This window comes from Streptomyces sp. NPDC126497 (genome assembly GCF_040302425.1).
Lineage (GTDB): Bacteria > Actinomycetota > Actinomycetes > Streptomycetales > Streptomycetaceae > Streptomyces.
Genome location: NZ_JBEORT010000131.1, coordinates 1 through 17,103, shown reverse-complemented (window position 1 = coordinate 17,103; position 17,103 = coordinate 1). Strand labels below are relative to the sequence as shown.

Genomic DNA, 17,103 nt, shown 5'->3' with positions numbered 1-17,103 from the left:
CGGCTCGGGCCGGGTGCGGACGGCCGGCTCGGTGCGGACGGCCGGCTCGGGACGTGCGGCCGACTGGGCACGGGCGGCGGGGCGGACGCGGGCGGCGGGGCGGACGCGGTAGGTCGTGCGGTTGGGGTCCACCACGGGCTCGCCGAGGGTGATCCGCCCGGCCGCGTGCAACTCGTCGCACTCGGCGGTGGGCAGGGCCGCGTAGCAGCCTCCCGTGCCGGTGGTCGAGTCGAGCGGGCGCCAGTAGCTGTACCGGCGGCGGCCGTTGGCGTACTCGGTGACGTACGTGGGGGTGCGGGGGTCGGAGATGATGCGCAGTACGTCGGCGCGGGTGGTGTCGGCCGGGGTGCGCGGCCGGGACGGGGCAGCCTGGGTCCGCGGCCGGGAGGGGACGGTCGGGAACTCGGTCGTTATCGGTCCGCCACGACGGTGGTCCGGTCGGCGGCGCGCGGTCGGCAGGGTGACGAGGGTGTTCGGACGGTCGACGGTGGCGAGCATCAGCAGGACCTTTCCGGAGCCGGGATACGAGACCGTCTACCCAGCGCGGCGCCGGAGTTGATCTCCTTTTCCGATCATTGTGCAACCTCACACCGACAACGCGCAGGCGGCGCGCCAGGTTCCCGGGCCGGCGCGTCCGTCCACGGCGCTCAGGCGCCCGGTCCCGGATCCGGGCGGGCCGCCTCGTCGACGCCGGCGCGCGCCGCTTCGAGCTGGGCCGCGAAGGCGATGCCGAGGAAGAGGGCGACGGCGGTGAGATTGGCCCACAGCAGCAGCGCGATGAAGGCGGTGAGCGGTCCGTACAGGGCACCGAACGCGCCGCTGCCCTGGACGTACAGGGCGAGCAGCCACGTGGCCGCGACCCACAGCAGCAGGTGCACCGCCGAGCCGAAGGCCAGCCAGGTGTAACCCGGCTGGGTGCGCCGGGGCGACCAGCGGAAGATCACCGCCGAGGCGATCCACGCCAGTGCCAGCCCCACCGGCAGCTCCAGCGCGGTCCACCACCCCGCGCCGCCGCCGGGTTCCCCGGTCACCCGGACCACCGCGTCGCCCACCGCGTCGCCGGCGACGAGCACGACGAACCCGAGGACCAGCGGCAGGCCCGCGGCGAGCGCGAGGAGGACGGCCCTGCCGTACTTGCGGGGGAAGGGGCGGTCGCGTTCGATCCCGTAGATGCGGTTGGCGCCCCGCTCGATCTGGCCCATGGCGGAGGCGAGGTTCACCAGGGCGAAGCCCAGGCCGAGCCAGAGCGCCAGCTCGCTCCCGAAGCCGTCGTGGGCGCTGCGCCGGGTCCCCGCGAAGGCGTCCTCGACGATGTCGGCGCTGGCACCGGGCACGATCCGGCCGAGGGTGAGCTCGATGACCCGGCCCACGCTCTCGGTGTGCACGGAGGTCGCCAGGCCGACCAGGGCCACGGTGAACGGCACCAGGCCGAGGACGACCTGGAAGGCGAGGGCCCGCGCGTGGGAGAAGCCGTCCGCGTAACGGAAGCGGGTGAAGGAGTCGGCCAGCAACCGCAGGCCCCCGTAGTGCCGCAGCGCGGCGAACGCCTCGTCTCCGGAGAGCTCCTCCCCGATCATGTCCCGGGTCTGCGGGACGTGGACGGCGGTTCCCATATGCGGACGCTCCTCGCATCGAGTCATCGAGTGGCAGTGCTCCACTCTTTGATGGCCCGTTTCCCCCCGGCCACACCTCTTGTCCGCATGCGGCCGGCGGCGGCGTCAGGACGCGTCGTCGAGCGGGTCGTGGCCCCAGTTCATCAGCGAGTGGCGCCAGCGCGTGTCGCGTACGTCGCCGGACGGGCGCTGGGCGAGGTGGCGGCGGATGTAGCCGACGACCTTGCGCATGTGCGCGTAGTCGTCGTCGGAGAGGTCCTTCCTGCCGGTGCGGAGGATGTCGACGATGCGGCGGCCGGACGCGTGGCCGGTCGACTCGCCGCCCTCCTCCCCGTGCTGCCCCGCGCCGCGGGACTCGTCGGTGGCCAGCCACTTCTCGAGGTCGGCCGGCTTCATGTTGACCAGTTCGCGGAACTCGTCCCACGTCTCGTCGTCGCGTCCCGGTTCCACCGCGCTCACTTCTTCTTCCTGAGCGCGGAGGGCTTGTGGACCGCCGGCCTGCCCGACTTCCCGCTGCGCACCTCGTACTGCGGTTCCTCCTCGGAGGCGGCGACCGTGCGCCCGGCCGCCTCGGTGCGCCCGGTGATCTTCTTCTCGACCTTGCCCGTCGTCTCGCCGCCGTGGCTGCTCCAGGCGACCTCGTCGCCCTGGTGGAGATCCTTCCCCCGGTCGCTGCCCTTGCCCATCGCGGACGCCTCCTTCGGACGGTGGTCGGTTCGGTTCCACCTTGGCGGCAGGACGGCCCCGGCGCATCCCGGGAGGCGACACGCCTCCGGGCCGGCCCCGAAGGGCCGGCCCGGAGCAGCGGGACGGGGATCAGACGAGGTCGAACCGGTCGAGGTTCATGACCTTGTCCCACGCCTTGACGAAGTCCTCCACGAACTTCTCCCCGGCGTCGTCGCTCGCGTAGACCTCGGCGAGGGCGCGCAGCTCGGAGTTCGATCCGAACACCAGGTCGGCGCGGGTGCCGGTCCACTTGACCTCGCCGGTGGCCGCGTCGTGGCCCTCGAACAGGGTCCGGTCCTCGGACGTCGCCTTCCACGTGGTGCCCAGGTCGAGCAGGTTGACGAAGAAGTCGTTGGTCAGGGTGCCGGGGGCCTCGGTGAACACGCCGTGCGCCGTCTGCTGGTGGTTCGCGCCCAGGACCCGCAGGCCGCCGACGAGGACGGTCATCTCGGGGGCGCTCAGGGTCAGCAGGTTGGCCTTGTCCAGGAGCAGGAACTCGGCCGGCAGGCGGTTGCCCTTGCCCAGGTAGTTGCGGAAGCCGTCGGCGGTCGGCTCGAGCGCGGTGAAGGACTCCGTGTCCGTCTCCTCCTGCGAGGCGTCCACGCGGCCCGGCGTGAACGGCACCTCGATGTCGAAGCCGGCGTCCTTGGCGGCCTTCTCGACGCCCGCGGCGCCGGCCAGCACGATCAGGTCGGCGAGCGAGACCCGCTTGCCGCCGGTCTGCGCGGAGTTGAAGGACTCCTGGACGCCCTCCAGCGTGCGCAGCACCGTCGGCAGCCGGTCGGGGTCGTTGGCCTCCCACCCGCGCTGCGGCTCCAGGCGGATGCGCGCGCCGTTGGCGCCGCCGCGCTTGTCGCTGCCGCGGAAGGACGAGGCCGACGCCCACGCCGTCGACACCAGCTCGGACACCGACAGGCCCGAGGCGAGGACCTGCTCCTTGAGGGCCGCGACGTCCGCGGCGTCGATCAGGTCGTACGTGCGTTCCGGCAGCGGGTCCTGCCACAGCAGGGTCTCGGCGGGCACCTCCGGGCCGAGGTACAGCGACTTGGGGCCCATGTCGCGGTGGGTGAGCTTGTACCAGGCACGGGCGAAGGCGTCCGCGAACTGGTCCGGGTTCTCCAGGAAGCGCTGGGAGATCGGGCCGTAGACCGGGTCGAAGCGGAGCGCGAGGTCCGTGGTCAGCATGGTCGGCTGGTGGGTCTTCGACGGGTCGTGGGCGTCGGGCACGGTGCCCGCGCCTGCGCCGTCCTTCGGCCGCCACTGGTGGGCGCCCGCGGGGCTCCTGAACAGCTCCCACTCGTAGCCGAAGAGGATCTCGAAGAAGCTGTTGTCCCAGGTGGTCGGCGTGTTGGTCCAGGTCACCTCGAGGCCGCTGGTGATCGTGTCGGCGCCCTTGCCGGTGCCGAAGGTGTTCCTCCAGCCCAGGCCCTGCTCCTCGAGGCCGGCGGCCTCCGGGTCGGGGCCGACGTGGTCGGCCGGGCCCGCGCCGTGGGTCTTGCCGAAGGTGTGGCCGCCGGCGATCAGGGCGACGGTCTCCTCGTCGTTCATCGCCATGCGGCGGAACGTCTCGCGGATGTCGCGGGCCGAGGCGATCGGGTCCGGGTTGCCGCCCGGGCCCTCGGGGTTGACGTAGATGAGACCCATCTGCACGGCGCCCAGCGGGTTCTCCAGCTCCCGGTCGCCGGTGTAGCGCTCGTCGCCGAGCCAGGTGGACTCGGGGCCCCAGTAGACGTCCTCCTCCGGCTCCCAGACGTCCTCACGGCCGCCGGCGAAGCCGAAGGTCTCGAAGCCCATCGTCTCCAGGGCGACGTTGCCGGAGAGGATCAGCAGGTCGGCCCAGGACAGGCTCTTGCCGTACTTCTTCTTCACGGGCCACAGCAGACGGCGGGCCTTGTCGAGGTTGGCGTTGTCCGGCCAGCTGTTGAGCGGGGCGAAGCGCTGCTGGCCGGCCCCGGCGCCGCCGCGGCCGTCGCTGATGCGGTAGGTGCCCGCGCTGTGCCAGGCCATCCGGACGACGAGCGGGCCGTAGTGGCCGAAGTCGGCGGGCCACCAGTCCTGAGAGGTCGTCAGCACCTCGGCGATGTCCCGCTTCACCGCCGGGAGGTCGAGGGCGGAGAACGCCGCGGCGTAGTCGAAGTCCTCGCCGAGCGGGTTCGCCACCGCCGGGTTCTTGGCGAGGATCTTCAGGTTGAGGCGTTCGGGCCACCACCGGTGGTTCCCACCGCCCTGGGTGGGGTGCGGGGCGCGTCCGTGCGCGACCGGGCAGCCCCCCGTCCCCTCCGCCTTGGGTTCGGTGACGATCGCGTCGTGGTTCTCGGTCATGGAGGTCCTTCCGGGCGAAGAGGTGCGCGCGGTTCAGGTGGTGCGGGAGGTGGAACAGCCGGGGTGCGGGCCCCGACGGACGACTTCGGCCTCGTCGGTCGTGGAACCGCGGGCGTCGGACGCGGTCGGACAGGGCGCGCCGCCGACCGCGCGGTCGGCGGCGCCGGAGGAACGGCACACCGGAGGGTGGTGGTCGTGCCCGTCCCGGCCCTCGCCGCGGGCGGGGCCGTCCTGGCGGACGGTGTCGAGGAGGGCGACGCGGGCTGCCGTCACGCGCGGGCCCGCCCCGCGGGACTCCTCGGCGGCGGTGAGCGGCCGGGATGCGGTCATGGGGCGAACCTATAGCCCCAGACCGGAGTAATTCCAGGAAACGAACGAGTCCAGCCTTGGGACGTGTCCGGTAACTGTGGGTGGCTCCCGGGTTGCGCCGCGTCCTTCACGCCGACGCGGCGGCGGTGTCGTCGTAGACGAGCAGTCCGTCGTCGCGCAGGCGTACGCCGGGTGTGGGGCCGTGCGGCGTATGGCGTCCGTCGTGCATCAGGTGACGTACCGGGGTGCGCCGGGCGACGAGGGCGAAGTCGGCGATGAGCCGCCGGTGGCACCGCCACCACACGGACTCGCTGCACATCACCGCGGTCGGCTCGCGGGCGGCCCGTTCCAGCAGGGCGTCCATCGCGGCGACGAACTCGGGGGTGCGGGTGTGGGCGGCGTAGCCGCGGAAGGACGCGTTGCGCCAGACGGTGTCGGGCGAGTCGGGCGGCGGTTTGCGGAAGCCGCCCAGGTCCCTCTCCCAGCGGTAGGAGATGCCCGCCTCGGGCAGCCACCGGGCCAGCCGGGCCCGCGCCAGGTCGGGATCGCGCCGGCTGCCGGGGCCGATGCGGACGTCCACGACGGCGGCGATCCCCGCCCCGTGCAGCAGTGCGGTCAATGCCTCCCGGTCCGCGGTGCCGTGGCCGAAGGTGGACAACGCGCGCGGGTTCATGGGGCGCCTCCTCGGGACGGGGTCAGGCGGCGGGGTCCAGGCGGACGCAGCAGCGGCCCGGTTCCGGTGCCGGGCAGGCCTCGAATCCCGTGTCACCGAGTCCTTCGAGGATCCCTCCCACCAGGTGCAGGTTCATGCCGCACACCGTCTGCGCGTGGTCGCGGGCCAGCGCGTGGAACGGGCAGTTGCCCAGGACGACGGACTCGCCGTCGCGCCGCGGCTCGAAGCCGTACCGCTCGAGCACCCGCGGGGCCTCCGCCGTGCCGCCGTCCGCGCCGATCCGCACGCCCAGTTCACGTGCCTTGCGGTGCAGCACCTCGCGCACGGGTTCCCCGCCGGCGCCGGACTCCTCCACAGCCTGGGCCAGCAGCCGGCCGGCGAGCTCGTAGCGCCGGTCCGGAAGGCTGACCTCGATCTGCGCGGCCGAGCGGCGGTAGAGCTTGGCCGGGCGGCCCGCACCCGGCCCGCTGCGTCCGCTGCGCCGGACGTGGAGCACGTCGAGCAGGCCCTCCGCGGCGAGGCGGTCCAGGTGGAAGGCCGCGGTCTGCCGCGCCAGCCCCAGGGCCTCGGCCGCCTCGTCCCGGCCGACCGGGTGGCGCCGGCCCACCACGTAGTCGTAGAGCCGCCGGCGGGTGGGCTCGTCGAGGGCGGCGACGGCCGAGATCGCCGCGGTGTCCCGGTCGCGTACTTCTTCCGTGTCGTCCACGAACACCAGTGTAAAAGCGACGGCCATTGACTAAAGAACGGATCGGCGCTTCTATTGCTAATGAGAGTTGTCAATAGAAGAAGGGTGCGGGCCATGACCTCCACAACCACGAGCGGCACGTCCGTCACGCCTCGGCGGGCCGCGCTCACCGACCCCGGCTACCAGGCGTTCGTCATCCTGCGCGCCGGCTTCACCGTGGCACCGGTCCTGTTCGGTCTGGACAAGTTCGCGAACCTCCTCGTCGACTGGCCCGCCTACCTCGCGCCGTGGATCGACGGCCTCGTCCCGGGCAGCGCCCAGTCGGCGATGTACGCGGTGGGGGTGATCGAGATCGTGGCCGGTGTCGTCGTGGGCGTCGCGCCGCGCTTCGGGGGCTGGCTGGTCGCCGGCTGGCTCGCGGGGATCATCGTCGACCTGCTCACGCTGTCCGGCCACTACGACGTCGCACTGCGCGATTTCGGACTGCTGCTCGGCGCGGTGGCGCTCGCCCGGCTGGCCCGGCGCTACCACGGCGCCCGGCCCTGACGGCCGGTCAGCACAGCACGCGCAGGGCCCCGGGCAGCACGCGGAGCGTGACGGGGAGGACGGCGTCCACCTCCCCGTCGGCGCCGTAGGGGATCTCCCGGTCCGCCTCGATGCGGATCTCGCTCCCGCGCAGGATCCGCACCTGGGGCCGCCGGACGTGCGTCCCGGTCCTGAGCTCGTTCATCAGGGCGAAGAACAGCCGCCGGGGCGCGTGTCCGATCATGACGATGTCCAGCAGGCCGTCGTCCACGCGGGCGCCGGGGGCGATGACGCGACCGGATCCGTAGAAGCCGGAGTTGGCGGCCACCACCGTGTAGCCGGTGTGCGTGTGCTCCTCCCCGTCGACGGTGACCCGGTAGCGGGCGGGCCGCCAGGTCGTGACGGCCCGCAGACCGCCGGCGTAGTAGGACGCCGGCCCCCGCAGCAGTCCGGACCGGTTGGCGTGGCGGTTGGCGAGCGCGTCCACACCGGCGTAGACGCCGCCGAGGACGACTGTGCGGTCGTGCGCGGCCGACCCGACCTCCACGGTGTCCACCCGCCGCGGCTTGCCGTGGAGCAGGACGCGGGCCAGGGCGGCCGGGTCCCCGGGCAGCCCCAGGGCGCGGGCGAAGTCGTTGCCGCGGCCCGCGGGGACCAGGCCGAGAACGGCTCCGGTCCCGCTGAGGGCGCCGCCGACCCCGCCCACGATGCCGTCACCGCCGACGGCGAGGACGACCCGCCCCCGTCCCCCGGCGTCGCGGGCCAGTTCCCGCGCGTGGGCCAGGCTGCGGCTGTACTCGGTCCGCAGGTCGGCGCCCTCCTCGCGCAGGTGCCGGGCCAGGGCGAGCAGCGCGGCCGCTCCGGCGGCCGCGCCCGCGGTGGGATTGACGACGGCGGTGAACTGGCGCATCGGGTGCCTTTCGGGGCGGGCCGACGGGGAGGGGGACGAGCGGCCGGGGTTCCGGGTCAGTCGGCGGGCAGCAGGACGCCGGGGTTGAGCAGCCCCGCCGGGTCCAGTCGCCGTTTCACCGCGCGCAGGGCGCCGACGCCCAGGGGGCCCGCCTCGCGGAGGTACCCGTCCCGGTGGTCGGTGCCGACCCCGTGGTGGTGGCTGATGGTGCCGCCGGCGGCCAGGATCGCCTCGCCCGCGGCGCGCTTGGCACGGGCCCAGTGCGCCACGGGGTCCTCGCCCCGGGCGCAGACCACCGTGAAGTAGAGCGAGGCGCCGTTCTCGTAGACGTGCGAGATGTGGCACATGACCAGGGGCGGGGTGCCGGCCCCGGTGAGGGTGTCGGTGAGCGCGTCGCGGACGCAGGCGTACAGCCCGGGGACGCGGGACCAGAAGGCCGCCGTCTCCAGCGTCTCCGCGAAGGCCCCGGCGTCCAGGAGCGCGTCGCGCAGGTACGGGGCCGCGTAGCGGCCGTGTTCCCAGCGCCGGCCCGGCTCCTCGCCCAGGGGGGTGCCGCCGCACGCGCGCAGGACGGCCGCGGCACGCTCCCTGCGGTACTCCGTCTCCTCCTCCGTGCCCTCGTGCCCCACGACGGCCGTGCAGCCGGCGGCCCGCCGCGCGCCGGAGCCGATCGCGTCCGGGTCCGCCAGGCCGACCAGCGTCTCGGTCTCGTCGGACAGGCGCAGCACGGTGGGGCGCGGCCCGTCCTGGGCGAGCCGGCGCAGCGCGGTGGTCCCCTCCTCGAAGGACGGGAAGCGCCAGCCTTCGTGGACGCGGGTCCGCGGCACGGGGCGGACGCGGACGGTCACGGAGGTGATGACGCCGAACGCGCCCTCGGAGCCGAGGACGAGCTGGCGCAGGTCGGGTCCCGCGGCCGAGCGGGGGGCGCGGCCGGTGTCGAGGGTGCCCTCGGGGGTGGCGAGGGTGAGGGAGAGCACCATCTCGTCGAACCGGCCGTATCCGGCGGACGCCTGGCCGCTGGAGCGGGTGGCGGCGAAGCCGCCGATGGTGGCCCACTCGTAGGACTGGGGGAAGTGGCCGAGGGTGAAGCCGTGTCCGGCGAGGAGCGCCTCGGCCCGCGGGGCGCGCAGGCCGGACTGCAGGGTGGCGGTGCGGGAGACCGGGTCGAGGGCGAGCAGACCGTCCATGCGGCGCAGGTCGAGGGTGACGAAGGCGCCCTGCCGTTCGGGGGCGAGGCCGCCGACGACGGAGGTGCCGCCGCCGAACGGCACCAGCGGCAGGCCGTGTTCGGCGCACACCCGCAGGACGGCGAGCACCTCGTCGTGACCGCCGGGCAGGAGCACCGCGGCCGGGACGGCGCTCACGTCGCCCTCGCGGATGCGCAGCAGGTCGGGGGTGGACTTGCCGCGCGTGTGCCGGATGCGGGTCTCCGCGTCGGTGCGCACGTGGTCCTCGCCCCCCAGGGCCGCGGCGAGGGCGCGGTGGGCGGCGGGCGGCAGGGGGCTCTCGGGGACGGCGAGGTCCTCGAGGGCGACGGGGGCGGTCCCGCGCGGCTCGACACCGAGCAGGTCGCGCAGCAGGCCGATCACCGCGTCGGGCAGCGGTGTCGCCTTGGCCGGGTCGCCCCAGCCGCTCCACAGCATGTCCATGGCTGTCGTCCTCACCGGTCGGGGATGGGCGGTGCCGTCGACCGACGGCCTCACGTGGCGTTACACTGTGACACATGACGCCTATTCGTCACAACGGTTCCGGCGGTCCGGACAACGACGCGGTGCTCGACGCGGTGCGGGACTGCGTCCTGGCCGTCGGGGTCCGCCGCACCACGCTCACCGACGTGGCCCGCCGCGCCGGGGTCTCCCGGATGACGCTGTACCGGCGGTGGCCCGATGTGCGGTCGCTGGTCGGCGACCTGATGACCCGGGAGTGGATCGCGGTGGCCACCGGGGCCATGCCGGGACGCAGGCCGGGGACGCCCGCGCGCGAGCTGATCACCGAGGGGCTGGTGGCGGCGGTGCGCGCCTTCGGCGCCCATCCGCTCTTCCGGAAGATCCTCGACGTCGACCCCGAACTGCTCCTCCCCTACGTGCTGGACCGGCGCGGGGCGAGCCAGGACGCCCTGCTGGAACTGCTGGCCGGGTTCCTGCGCGAGGGGCACGCCGACGGCTCGGTGCGCTCCGCCCACCCCGAACGGCAGGCACGGTCGGTGCTGCTGATCGCGCAGTCCTTCACGCTGTCCCTGCGGACCATGACCGACGAGGACGACCCGGAGCTCGCCGCCGAGGCCTTCCTCGGCGAGCTGCGCGGCATCCTGGAGAGGACCCTCACGCCATGAACTCCCCCGGCGCCCCCGTCCCCGCCTCGTCCCTGTCCGCCGGCCGGCGCGCGCGCGAACTGGCCGACTCCGTCGGCGGCCCCGTCGTCGACGTGCTGGTCGTCGGTCTCGGCGCCACGGGCGCCGGGGCCGCCCTGGACGCCGCCGCCCGCGGGCTGGACGTGGTCGCCGTCGACGCCCACGACCTGGCCTTCGGCACCTCCCGGTTCAGCAGCAAGCTGATCCACGGCGGGCTGCGCTACCTCGCCTCCGGGCAGCTCGGCGTCGCCCGTGAGAGCGCGGTCGAACGCGGGGTGCTGATGGAGCGCACCGCACCCCACCTCGTACGGGCCCAGCCCTTCGTGCTGCCCCTCACCCCGCTGGTCTCGCGCGGGCAGGCCGCCCTGGCACGGGCCGGGTTCCGGGCCGGCGACACGCTGCGCCTGGCCGCCCGTACGGCCCGGGCCACCCTGCCCCCGCCGCGCCGGACCGGCGCGGCGCAGACCCTTCGCCTCGTCCCCGCGCTGCGGCGCGACGGGCTGCGCGGCGGACTGCTGTCCTGGGACGGCCGGCTCACCGACGACGCCCGTCTGGTGACCGCCCTCGCCCGTACGGCCGCGGGGCGCGGCGCCCGGATCCTGACCCGGGTCCGGGCCCTGGAGCTGACCTCGACGGGCGCCCGCGTCCGTGACGAACTCACCGGCGAGGAGGGCGAGATCCGCGCCCGCGCGGTGATCAACGCGTCCGGTGTCTGGGCGGGCGGCCTCGTCGACGGCGTCCGGATACGGCCCTCCCGGGGCACCCACCTCGTCCTGCGCCCCGAGAGCCTCGGCCCGCTGACCGCGGGCCTGCACATCCCGGTCCCCGGGGAGAGCGACCGCTTCGTGCTGGTCCTGCCCCAGGACGACGGCCGGGTCTACGTCGGCCTCACCGACGAGCCCGTGGACGGCGACCTCCCCGACGTCCCCCGGGCGCCCGAGACGGACATCGGCTTCCTCCTCGACGTCCTGTGCTCCGTCCTGCACGCGCCGGTCCGCCGTGCCGACGTGGCCGGCGCCTTCGCCGGACTGCGGCCGCTGCTGGACACCGCGGCGGCGTCCCCGGGCACGGTGCCGAGGACCGCCGACCTCTCACGGCGGCACGCGGTGCTCACCTCCTCCGAGGGTGTCGTCACCGTCGTCGGCGGCAAGCTCACCACCTACCGGCGGATGGCCGAGGAGGCCGTCGACACCGCCGTCCGCGTCCGGGGGCTGCCGGCCGGCCCGTCGCCCACCGCGTCCCTGCCCCTGGTGGGCGCCGCGCCGCCGCACGTCCTCGCCGAACTGCCCGCGCCCCGCCGTCTCGTCCGGCTCTACGGCACCGAGGCGCCGGCCGTGCACGCGCTCGCCGCGCGGGACCCCCGGCTGGGCGAACCGGTGCTGCCCGGGTATCCGGTCACCGGCGCCGAACTGCTCTGGGCCCTGCGCCACGAGGGGGCGCTCGACGACGAGGACGTGCTCGACCGCCGCACCCGCATCGGACTCGTCCCCGCCGACCGGGCCGCGGCGCTCGACGCGGTGCGCGGACTCGTCGACGGGGCCTCGTCCCAGGACGGTTGAGCCGTGCGTCAGCGGCCGTGGACGCCGACCTCCCGGAGCGAGTACCCCCACTCCGTCCCCCGGTCCAGTAACCGCACACGGAGGTGGCGGGCCGGCGCGGGGGTGAACACGGCCGTGTCCAGGCCGCCGTCGCCGGAGGCGGTGGACCAGACGGTGCGCCAGTTCACGCCGTCGGTGGAGAGGTCGACGCGGTACGACGTGCCGTACGCGCGTTCCCAGTCCAGGGTGACGCGCCCGACCCGGTGGGTGGCGCCGAGGTCGACGCGCAGCCACTGGTCGTCGCTCCGGTCGCTGGCCCAGCGGGTGCCCCGGTCACCGTCCACGGCCCGGCCGGGCGCGTAGCTGGTGAACGGGTTCCACTCCGTCGAACTGGCCGTGGCCGGGGCGCCGTCGGCGAGGTTCACCTCGGCCCGGTGCCGTTCGGATGCGCCCCAGGTGTCGAGGTAGGACTCGGCGCCCCTGAAGAGGTCGTCCACCACGTGCTGCCCGCCGACGCGCCGGATGTCCTCGATCCAGTCGGGGACGAGGCCGTAGTGCGCGGCTCCGTCGGTGTTCAGGTCCCAGGTGCGCTCGCCGGTGGTCTGCCGGTCGAGCACGGAGCCGCCGTCGACGCTGCGGAAGGGGTAGGTGACGGCGTCGGGCGCGTCCGCGCCGCGCGGGGCCGGCCAGCCGCCGACGCCGTTCATGTCCGTGCCGTAGCCGTAGCCGACGCCGTACTTCTCGCGCAGCGCCCCGGTGCGGTCCGCCTCGGCGACGAAGTCCTCCGAGCCGTGCATGTACTGGGCGGTGAACCCGCCGAGTCCGTAGACCCGCTCGGTCCAGTCCAGGTCCATCCAGCTGTGCGACGAGATCACGCCGGGGTAGGAGGCGGACTCGAAGATGTCGAGCACCCGGCCGGTCGCCTTGACGCTCATGTGGTCGATCTCGAGCATCATGTTGCGTTCCATCATGCCGCGCACGGCGTACTCGCCGAGTTCGGTGAGCCCGCGCACGTTGCACCGGGCGTCCTCGTCGTACGAGGGGACCTCGACGCCCGCGGGGAGCCTCTTCTCGGCGCCGGGCGCGGAGGCGAGCCCGATCGGGTTGTCGGCCTGCGGGCCGGTGCACGTCTCGGTCCGCCAGAAGGTGCCGGTGGACAGGAACTGCCCGACGTTGATCGCGGTGCCGAGCGCGCCCTCGTCGAAGCGCACCCCGCACAGCGCGTTGTCGAACTTGTGGCACAGGAACATGCTGCGCACGCCGAGTGCGTACAGCTCGTCCAGTCCGGCGTCGATGTCGTCCTCGTCGCACTGCGCGATGTCCAGGACCTGCTTGCACCCGAACGGTTCGGAGGTCTCGACGCCGAGGACGACGGCGAGCTTGCCCTGCGCGATGACGCCACGGGCCTGCGCGCTGTCGGTGACGATCCGGAACCAGCCCTTGCCCGGGCCGCCGTACATGCCGTCGATGTGTGCCTGCAGGTCGTACGTCAGCTTCGCCTGCAGCCGGATCGACGTCATCTCGTCGCAGCTGCGGTCCTTGAAGAAGTACACGGAGCAGATCACGCCGTTGGTGACGAGGTCGTTGACCAGGACCCGCTGTCCGCCGCGCCAGGCACGTTCGATCCAGGCGTAGTAGTTCTGCTGGTGGGTCAGGGAGTCGTGCGCGGGCCAGTCCGCGAACGTGGGCCAGCCGACCGGGTCGTGCCTGCCGTCACCGCCATTGGTGATGAAGTCGAAGATCGCCAGCGAGCCGTCGGGGTAGTGTTCGGGACAGTCCTTGAGCGCGTCGGCGATCCCCTTCGGGGAGAAGGCCCTGCCGCAGATGAGCCGGCCGCCGAACGCCTCGTTGGACATGATGTGGTTGTGCGCGTCGACGAACCCGCGCACCTCCCCCGCGGCGTTCGTGCCCTTGAACGGCTCCCCGGTGACGCCGATCCCGGAGTCGGGCGCGGGCCGGGCGACCGGGTCCCACCAGTCGCCGCCGGCGGCGGAACTGGGCGTGGGCACGAGGGCCGCGGCCAGCACGAGGAGGAGCAGCGATACAACCCCGAGGTGTCGTCGGGTGCGGTACGTGGTCATGACGCACGTCCCTCCGTCGTGGAGTTGTCATGCCCGGAGCAAGACATGGGGTGAGGATCGCTACTGGCGCGTAGGGCGTCAAGGGTGCGCGCGTCACCCGCCCGCCGCGCGGTCCCTGACGGAAGGTCACGGGGCGAGCGGCACCGAGGCCGCGCGGGGAGCCCGCGGAGCACCGTCCCGGGCCCGCGGACCGGGCTCCGCACACCGGCCTCCTCGTCGACGGCCTCGACGGCCGGGGCGCCCGCCCGGGCACTGCCTCCCGCCGCGGGCCGGACGGACAGGCCCTATCCCTCGCCGCCCTTCTCGTAGTGCAGGGAGATGGAGCGCAGGACGTCGGCGGAGGAGACGTCGGTGCGGCCCTCGTCGTGGACCTCGGCGAGCTGGACGAAGGCGAAGGCGAGCGTGGAGGTGATCTGCACGATGGCGGGGCCCAGCTTCTCGGTGACGATGTCCGCCACCTCGCGCGCGCTCGCTTCGGCCGGCACCCGGATCCGCGGCAGCATCTCCTCCAGGAGCCGGGCGATGGCTCCGCTCCCCGTCACGTCGGCGTCCGGGTCCGCGCGCAGCCGCCGCCGCATCTCGAGTGCCTCGGTCAGGATCCCCACGCCCCGCTGCATGATCTCCCGCTGCTCCATGGGCACAGCCTAGACATGGACTGGCCCGGCCGAACCGCTTCTGACTATCATCCTTTACCTGTACAAATGAGTGCTTTGTCCATCGAGGGCGGCTGCCACACGCGGGTGTCCTCACCCGAGTGAGTGATCCATGTCCCGCACCGGCCCCACGGACGACGGCGACGAGCTTCTGGTCAGGCTCAGGACGCTGACGGCACAGGCGCGCGCGCAGGCGGAGGTGCAGCGCTCCCGGGTCGAGCTGGCCGTCGCCCTGCAGCGGGGCATGCTGCCGAGGTGGCTGCCGGTCGCCGACGGTGTGCGGCTGGCCGTGCGGTACGCGCCCGCGTACCAGGGGCTCAACGTCGGCGGTGACTGGTACGACGCCTTCACCATGCCCGACGGCCGGATCGGTCTGTCGATCGGCGACGTCCAGGGACACAACATCGAGGCGGCCGCCTTCATGGGGCAGGTCCGGGTCGGACTGCGGGCGCTCGCCTCCGTCGACAGCGAACCGGGCGAGCTCCTCGCCCGGACCAATGAGCTGCTGTTGTCCCTGAGCCCGGACCTCTTCGCCACCTGCACCTTCATGCGGCTCGATCCGGTCACCCGGCTGCTGGAGAGCGCGCGGGCGGGGCACCTGCCGTGCGTGTGGGCCACCGCGGACGGCAGGTCCGGGGTGACCGAGGACGAGGGAGGCCCCCCGCTGGGCGTCCTGCACGGGGTGGTCTATCCCGTCACCCGCTACCGGCTCGACACGGGCGGCGTCTTCGTGATGCTCACCGACGGGGTCGTGGAGGGCCCTTCCCTGCACCTCGACGAGGGTCTGGGCCGGGTGGTGCGGCTCGCGGGCGTCGCGGCGGTCGCGCGCATGGACGCGGACGCGCTCGCCGCCGCCGTGATCAAGCAGGCCGAGCGGGTGGGGCACGACGACGACGCGGCGGTCCTGGTGATCGGACACGACGGACCGGAGGGTCAGCCATAGGGCCGACAGGGCCGCGTCCCTCGCCTCGCCGCCGCGGCGGCCCCGGTGTGTGATGGCATGTGTGGTGGCTCGCCAGGATCTTCGTACACCGGCCGTCCTCGCGCTCGAGACGCTGGTCGTCGCCGCCTGCTACTACGCGGGGGGACGGCTGGGGCTGCTGCGTGAGCTGACCGTCGAGGGCGCGGTGGTCTCCCCCGTCTGGCCGCCGACGGGGGTGGCCGTCGCCTTCCTGCTGATGCTCGGGCCGCGCTGCTGGGCGGGGATCGCCCTGGGCGCCCTGCTCGTGCTCCTGCACCTCACCTCGCCCCGGCTCGCGTCGGTGGGCGTGCTGGTGGGCAACACCGCCGCGCCCGTGTGCGGGTACCTCCTGTTGCGCAAGGCGGGTTTCCGCACCGATCTCAGCCGGCTACGGGACTGCCTCAACCTCGTGTTCCTCGGCGCCTTCGGGGCCATGCTGATCAGTTCGACCACCGGCACCGCCCTCCTCGTCGGCACGGGCGACCTCCCGGCCGGGGACTTCTGGGGGGTGTGGCTGGCCTGGTGGGTGGGTGACGCGATGGGCGTCCTGCTCGTCACTCCGGTGCTGCTGCTGCTTCCCCGGGTGCGCGCCCCGGCGCGTCCCAGGAGGTGGAAGGAGGCGGTGGGCCTGGCGGCGGTGGCGGGTTGCCTGGTGCCCCTGGCCACCTTCAGCCCGGCCAGCCTGCTGTTCGTCATCTACCCGCTGCTGATCCTGGCGGCGCTGCGGTTCGAACTCCCCGGCAGCATGCTGTGCGCCCTGTTCTCCTCCGTTCTGGCCACCAGTGCGGCGGCCGACCGCACCGGGCCGTTCCAGCACCTGTCCGACGTGGAGGTCATGGTCAACCTCCAGGCCTTCAACGGGGCGATGGCCCTCACCTCCCTGCTGCTCTCCGCGGTGATCACCGAACAGCACAACACCAGGCGTTCGGTGGAGCGTGCGTGCCAGGAACTGGTCGAGGTGCTGGAGCATCTGACGGCGGGGGAGGCGGCGGCCCGGCCCCCGCGGGACGAGGACGGCCGGCCGCGGGACACGGACTGACCCCTCCCGCCCCGCCCGGGGCGGGCCGCTCACTGGTGCAACGAGTCGGCGTCACCCATGACGATCACCGGGTGCCGGTCCGGGTCGAGGGCGCGCAGGAGTTCCTTCATGTGGTGTTCCGCGAGGCTGACACAGCCCTGGGTGGGCCCCCCGTGATCGACGTGCAGCCAGATGCCGCCGCCCCGGTCGGCGCCGAGCGGACGGGTCAGGTCCAGCGGGGACGTGCCCGGCTCGCGGTTGTAGTCGATGGCGATGACGTGGTCGAAGGAGCCCTCCAGCGGTTCGCCCTCGAAACCGGTGCCTCCGACGGCGAACCCTTCCGACCGGTCGTACGGCAGCCGGGTGCCGGGGTCGGGCAGCAGTCCCCCGGCGTCGGTGAGGGTGAACACGCCGATGGGCGAGCGGAGGTCACCCGCCCGGTGGTCGTCGGTCCAGCCCCTGAGGGCGTTGTGCGCGGGCCATTCCGGGCCGCCCTCCCACCCGGAGCCGGTGTGCTGGTACAGCACGACCCGGGAGTGGTTGGCGTCCCTGCCCCGGCCGGTGACGACGACCACCTGACGGGCGTTCGCGGGGATCCACGCCAGCGTCCGGGGGCCGAGGCCGGGGACGCGGGCCGGCGGTCGCGTCCCGGGTCCGGCGCCGACCCGGCCCTGTGCGGTGTCGGCGGGACCCGGCGCGGCACCGGCGGTGCGGGGCGCGGTGCGGGCCGTGCCCGGTG

General features: G+C 73.9%; 18 protein-coding genes. 5 read left to right on the top strand and 13 right to left on the bottom strand.

Annotated elements, in window-relative coordinates:
• The 8 genes from ABTY20_RS32320 to ABTY20_RS32285 all read right to left on the bottom strand — a co-directional run.
• Positions 1–498 (bottom strand): hypothetical protein (locus tag ABTY20_RS32320; protein ID WP_352000710.1); only part of this gene is annotated, 498 nt, incomplete at its 3' end.
• Between the two features lie 149 nt (positions 499–647).
• A complete protein-coding gene (locus ABTY20_RS32315) occupies positions 648–1,613 on the bottom strand; it encodes a YihY/virulence factor BrkB family protein (RefSeq protein WP_352000709.1) in 966 nt (321 codons plus the stop codon).
• Between the two features lie 105 nt (positions 1,614–1,718).
• On the bottom strand, positions 1,719–2,063 hold the full coding sequence (locus ABTY20_RS32310) for a DUF3140 domain-containing protein (protein ID WP_502991938.1): 345 nt from the start codon (positions 2,061–2,063) through the stop codon (positions 1,719–1,721).
• Between the two features lie 5 nt (positions 2,064–2,068).
• Positions 2,069–2,299, bottom strand: a complete 231-nt coding sequence (locus ABTY20_RS32305) for a hypervirulence associated TUDOR domain-containing protein (RefSeq protein WP_352000707.1) — start codon at positions 2,297–2,299, stop codon at positions 2,069–2,071.
• 130 nt (positions 2,300–2,429) lie between these two features.
• Complete coding sequence (gene katG / locus ABTY20_RS32300) at positions 2,430–4,661, bottom strand: catalase/peroxidase HPI (protein ID WP_352000706.1); 2,232 nt, start codon at positions 4,659–4,661, stop codon at positions 2,430–2,432.
• A 33-nt stretch (positions 4,662–4,694) separates the two neighbouring features.
• Positions 4,695–4,991, bottom strand: coding sequence for a hypothetical protein (locus ABTY20_RS32295; protein ID WP_352000705.1), 297 nt, complete (start codon positions 4,989–4,991; stop codon positions 4,695–4,697).
• Between the two features lie 106 nt (positions 4,992–5,097).
• Complete coding sequence (locus ABTY20_RS32290) at positions 5,098–5,643, bottom strand: DUF488 domain-containing protein (protein WP_352000704.1); 546 nt, start codon at positions 5,641–5,643, stop codon at positions 5,098–5,100.
• A 22-nt stretch (positions 5,644–5,665) separates the two neighbouring features.
• Positions 5,666–6,355 (bottom strand): helix-turn-helix transcriptional regulator, encoded by a 690-nt coding sequence (locus ABTY20_RS32285; protein ID WP_352000711.1) that lies wholly within the window; start codon positions 6,353–6,355, stop codon positions 5,666–5,668.
• Between the two features lie 87 nt (positions 6,356–6,442).
• On the opposite strand from ABTY20_RS32285, the gene ABTY20_RS32280 reads away from it, so the two are divergent.
• On the top strand, positions 6,443–6,874 hold the full coding sequence (locus ABTY20_RS32280; RefSeq protein ID WP_352000703.1) for a hypothetical protein: 432 nt from the start codon (positions 6,443–6,445) through the stop codon (positions 6,872–6,874).
• Positions 6,875–6,881: 7 nt separating this feature from the next.
• Here ABTY20_RS32280 and ABTY20_RS32275 read toward each other — a convergent pair whose 3' ends face one another.
• Both ABTY20_RS32275 and ABTY20_RS32270 read right to left on the bottom strand, forming a co-directional pair.
• Complete coding sequence (locus ABTY20_RS32275) at positions 6,882–7,763, bottom strand: YegS/Rv2252/BmrU family lipid kinase (protein WP_352000702.1); 882 nt, start codon at positions 7,761–7,763, stop codon at positions 6,882–6,884.
• 56 nt (positions 7,764–7,819) lie between these two features.
• A complete protein-coding gene (locus ABTY20_RS32270) occupies positions 7,820–9,412 on the bottom strand; it encodes an FAD-binding oxidoreductase (protein ID WP_352000701.1) in 1,593 nt (530 codons plus the stop codon).
• A 74-nt stretch (positions 9,413–9,486) separates the two neighbouring features.
• Here ABTY20_RS32270 and ABTY20_RS32265 point away from each other — a divergent pair, with 74 nt between their 5' ends.
• Both ABTY20_RS32265 and ABTY20_RS32260 read left to right on the top strand, forming a co-directional pair.
• Positions 9,487–10,095 carry a TetR/AcrR family transcriptional regulator gene (locus tag ABTY20_RS32265; protein WP_352000700.1) on the top strand — a complete coding sequence of 203 codons (609 nt, stop codon included), beginning with the start codon at positions 9,487–9,489 and terminating at the stop codon, positions 10,093–10,095.
• A complete protein-coding gene (locus ABTY20_RS32260) occupies positions 10,092–11,672 on the top strand; it encodes a glycerol-3-phosphate dehydrogenase/oxidase (RefSeq protein WP_352000699.1) in 1,581 nt (526 codons plus the stop codon). The genes ABTY20_RS32265 and ABTY20_RS32260 overlap by 4 nt, the downstream gene beginning before the upstream one ends.
• A gap of 8 nt (positions 11,673–11,680) precedes the next feature.
• Here the strand turns inward: ABTY20_RS32260 and ABTY20_RS32255 are convergent, their stop codons facing one another.
• Positions 11,681–13,732, bottom strand: coding sequence for a discoidin domain-containing protein (locus ABTY20_RS32255; protein WP_352000698.1), 2,052 nt, complete (start codon positions 13,730–13,732; stop codon positions 11,681–11,683).
• A gap of 284 nt (positions 13,733–14,016) precedes the next feature.
• Positions 14,017–14,367 (bottom strand): hypothetical protein, encoded by a 351-nt coding sequence (locus tag ABTY20_RS32250; protein ID WP_352000697.1) that lies wholly within the window; start codon positions 14,365–14,367, stop codon positions 14,017–14,019.
• Between the two features lie 130 nt (positions 14,368–14,497).
• On the opposite strand from ABTY20_RS32250, the gene ABTY20_RS32245 reads away from it, so the two are divergent.
• Together ABTY20_RS32245 and ABTY20_RS32240 are read left to right on the top strand one after the other, a co-directional pair.
• Positions 14,498–15,328, top strand: coding sequence for a PP2C family protein-serine/threonine phosphatase (locus ABTY20_RS32245; RefSeq protein ID WP_352000696.1), 831 nt, complete (start codon positions 14,498–14,500; stop codon positions 15,326–15,328).
• Positions 15,329–15,380: 52 nt separating this feature from the next.
• Positions 15,381–16,385, top strand: coding sequence for an MASE1 domain-containing protein (locus ABTY20_RS32240; RefSeq protein WP_352000695.1), 1,005 nt, complete (start codon positions 15,381–15,383; stop codon positions 16,383–16,385).
• 29 nt (positions 16,386–16,414) lie between these two features.
• Here ABTY20_RS32240 and ABTY20_RS32235 read toward each other — a convergent pair.
• The coding region (locus ABTY20_RS32235; protein ID WP_352000694.1) for a L,D-transpeptidase family protein at positions 16,415–17,103 on the bottom strand (689 nt) is incomplete at its 5' end.

Excerpts from the sequence above, each read along its gene's own strand:
- ABTY20_RS32315 (WP_352000709.1), bottom strand. The coding sequence starts at position 1,613 with ATGGGAACCGCCGTCCACGTCCCGCAGACCCGGGACATGATCGGGGAG.
- ABTY20_RS32305 (WP_352000707.1), bottom strand. The coding sequence starts at position 2,299 with ATGGGCAAGGGCAGCGACCGGGGGAAGGATCTCCACCAGGGCGACGAG.
- katG (WP_352000706.1), bottom strand. The coding sequence starts at position 4,661 with ATGACCGAGAACCACGACGCGATCGTCACCGAACCCAAGGCGGAGGGG.
- ABTY20_RS32295 (WP_352000705.1), bottom strand. The coding sequence starts at position 4,991 with ATGACCGCATCCCGGCCGCTCACCGCCGCCGAGGAGTCCCGCGGGGCG.
- ABTY20_RS32290 (WP_352000704.1), bottom strand. The coding sequence starts at position 5,643 with ATGAACCCGCGCGCGTTGTCCACCTTCGGCCACGGCACCGCGGACCGG.
- ABTY20_RS32280 (WP_352000703.1), top strand. The coding sequence starts at position 6,443 with ATGACCTCCACAACCACGAGCGGCACGTCCGTCACGCCTCGGCGGGCC.
- ABTY20_RS32275 (WP_352000702.1), bottom strand. The coding sequence starts at position 7,763 with ATGCGCCAGTTCACCGCCGTCGTCAATCCCACCGCGGGCGCGGCCGCC.
- ABTY20_RS32270 (WP_352000701.1), bottom strand. The coding sequence starts at position 9,412 with ATGGACATGCTGTGGAGCGGCTGGGGCGACCCGGCCAAGGCGACACCG.
- ABTY20_RS32265 (WP_352000700.1), top strand. The coding sequence starts at position 9,487 with ATGACGCCTATTCGTCACAACGGTTCCGGCGGTCCGGACAACGACGCG.
- ABTY20_RS32260 (WP_352000699.1), top strand. The coding sequence starts at position 10,092 with ATGAACTCCCCCGGCGCCCCCGTCCCCGCCTCGTCCCTGTCCGCCGGC.
- ABTY20_RS32255 (WP_352000698.1), bottom strand. The coding sequence starts at position 13,732 with ATGACCACGTACCGCACCCGACGACACCTCGGGGTTGTATCGCTGCTC.
- ABTY20_RS32250 (WP_352000697.1), bottom strand. The coding sequence starts at position 14,367 with ATGGAGCAGCGGGAGATCATGCAGCGGGGCGTGGGGATCCTGACCGAG.
- ABTY20_RS32245 (WP_352000696.1), top strand. The coding sequence starts at position 14,498 with ATGTCCCGCACCGGCCCCACGGACGACGGCGACGAGCTTCTGGTCAGG.
- ABTY20_RS32240 (WP_352000695.1), top strand. The coding sequence starts at position 15,381 with ATGGCATGTGTGGTGGCTCGCCAGGATCTTCGTACACCGGCCGTCCTC.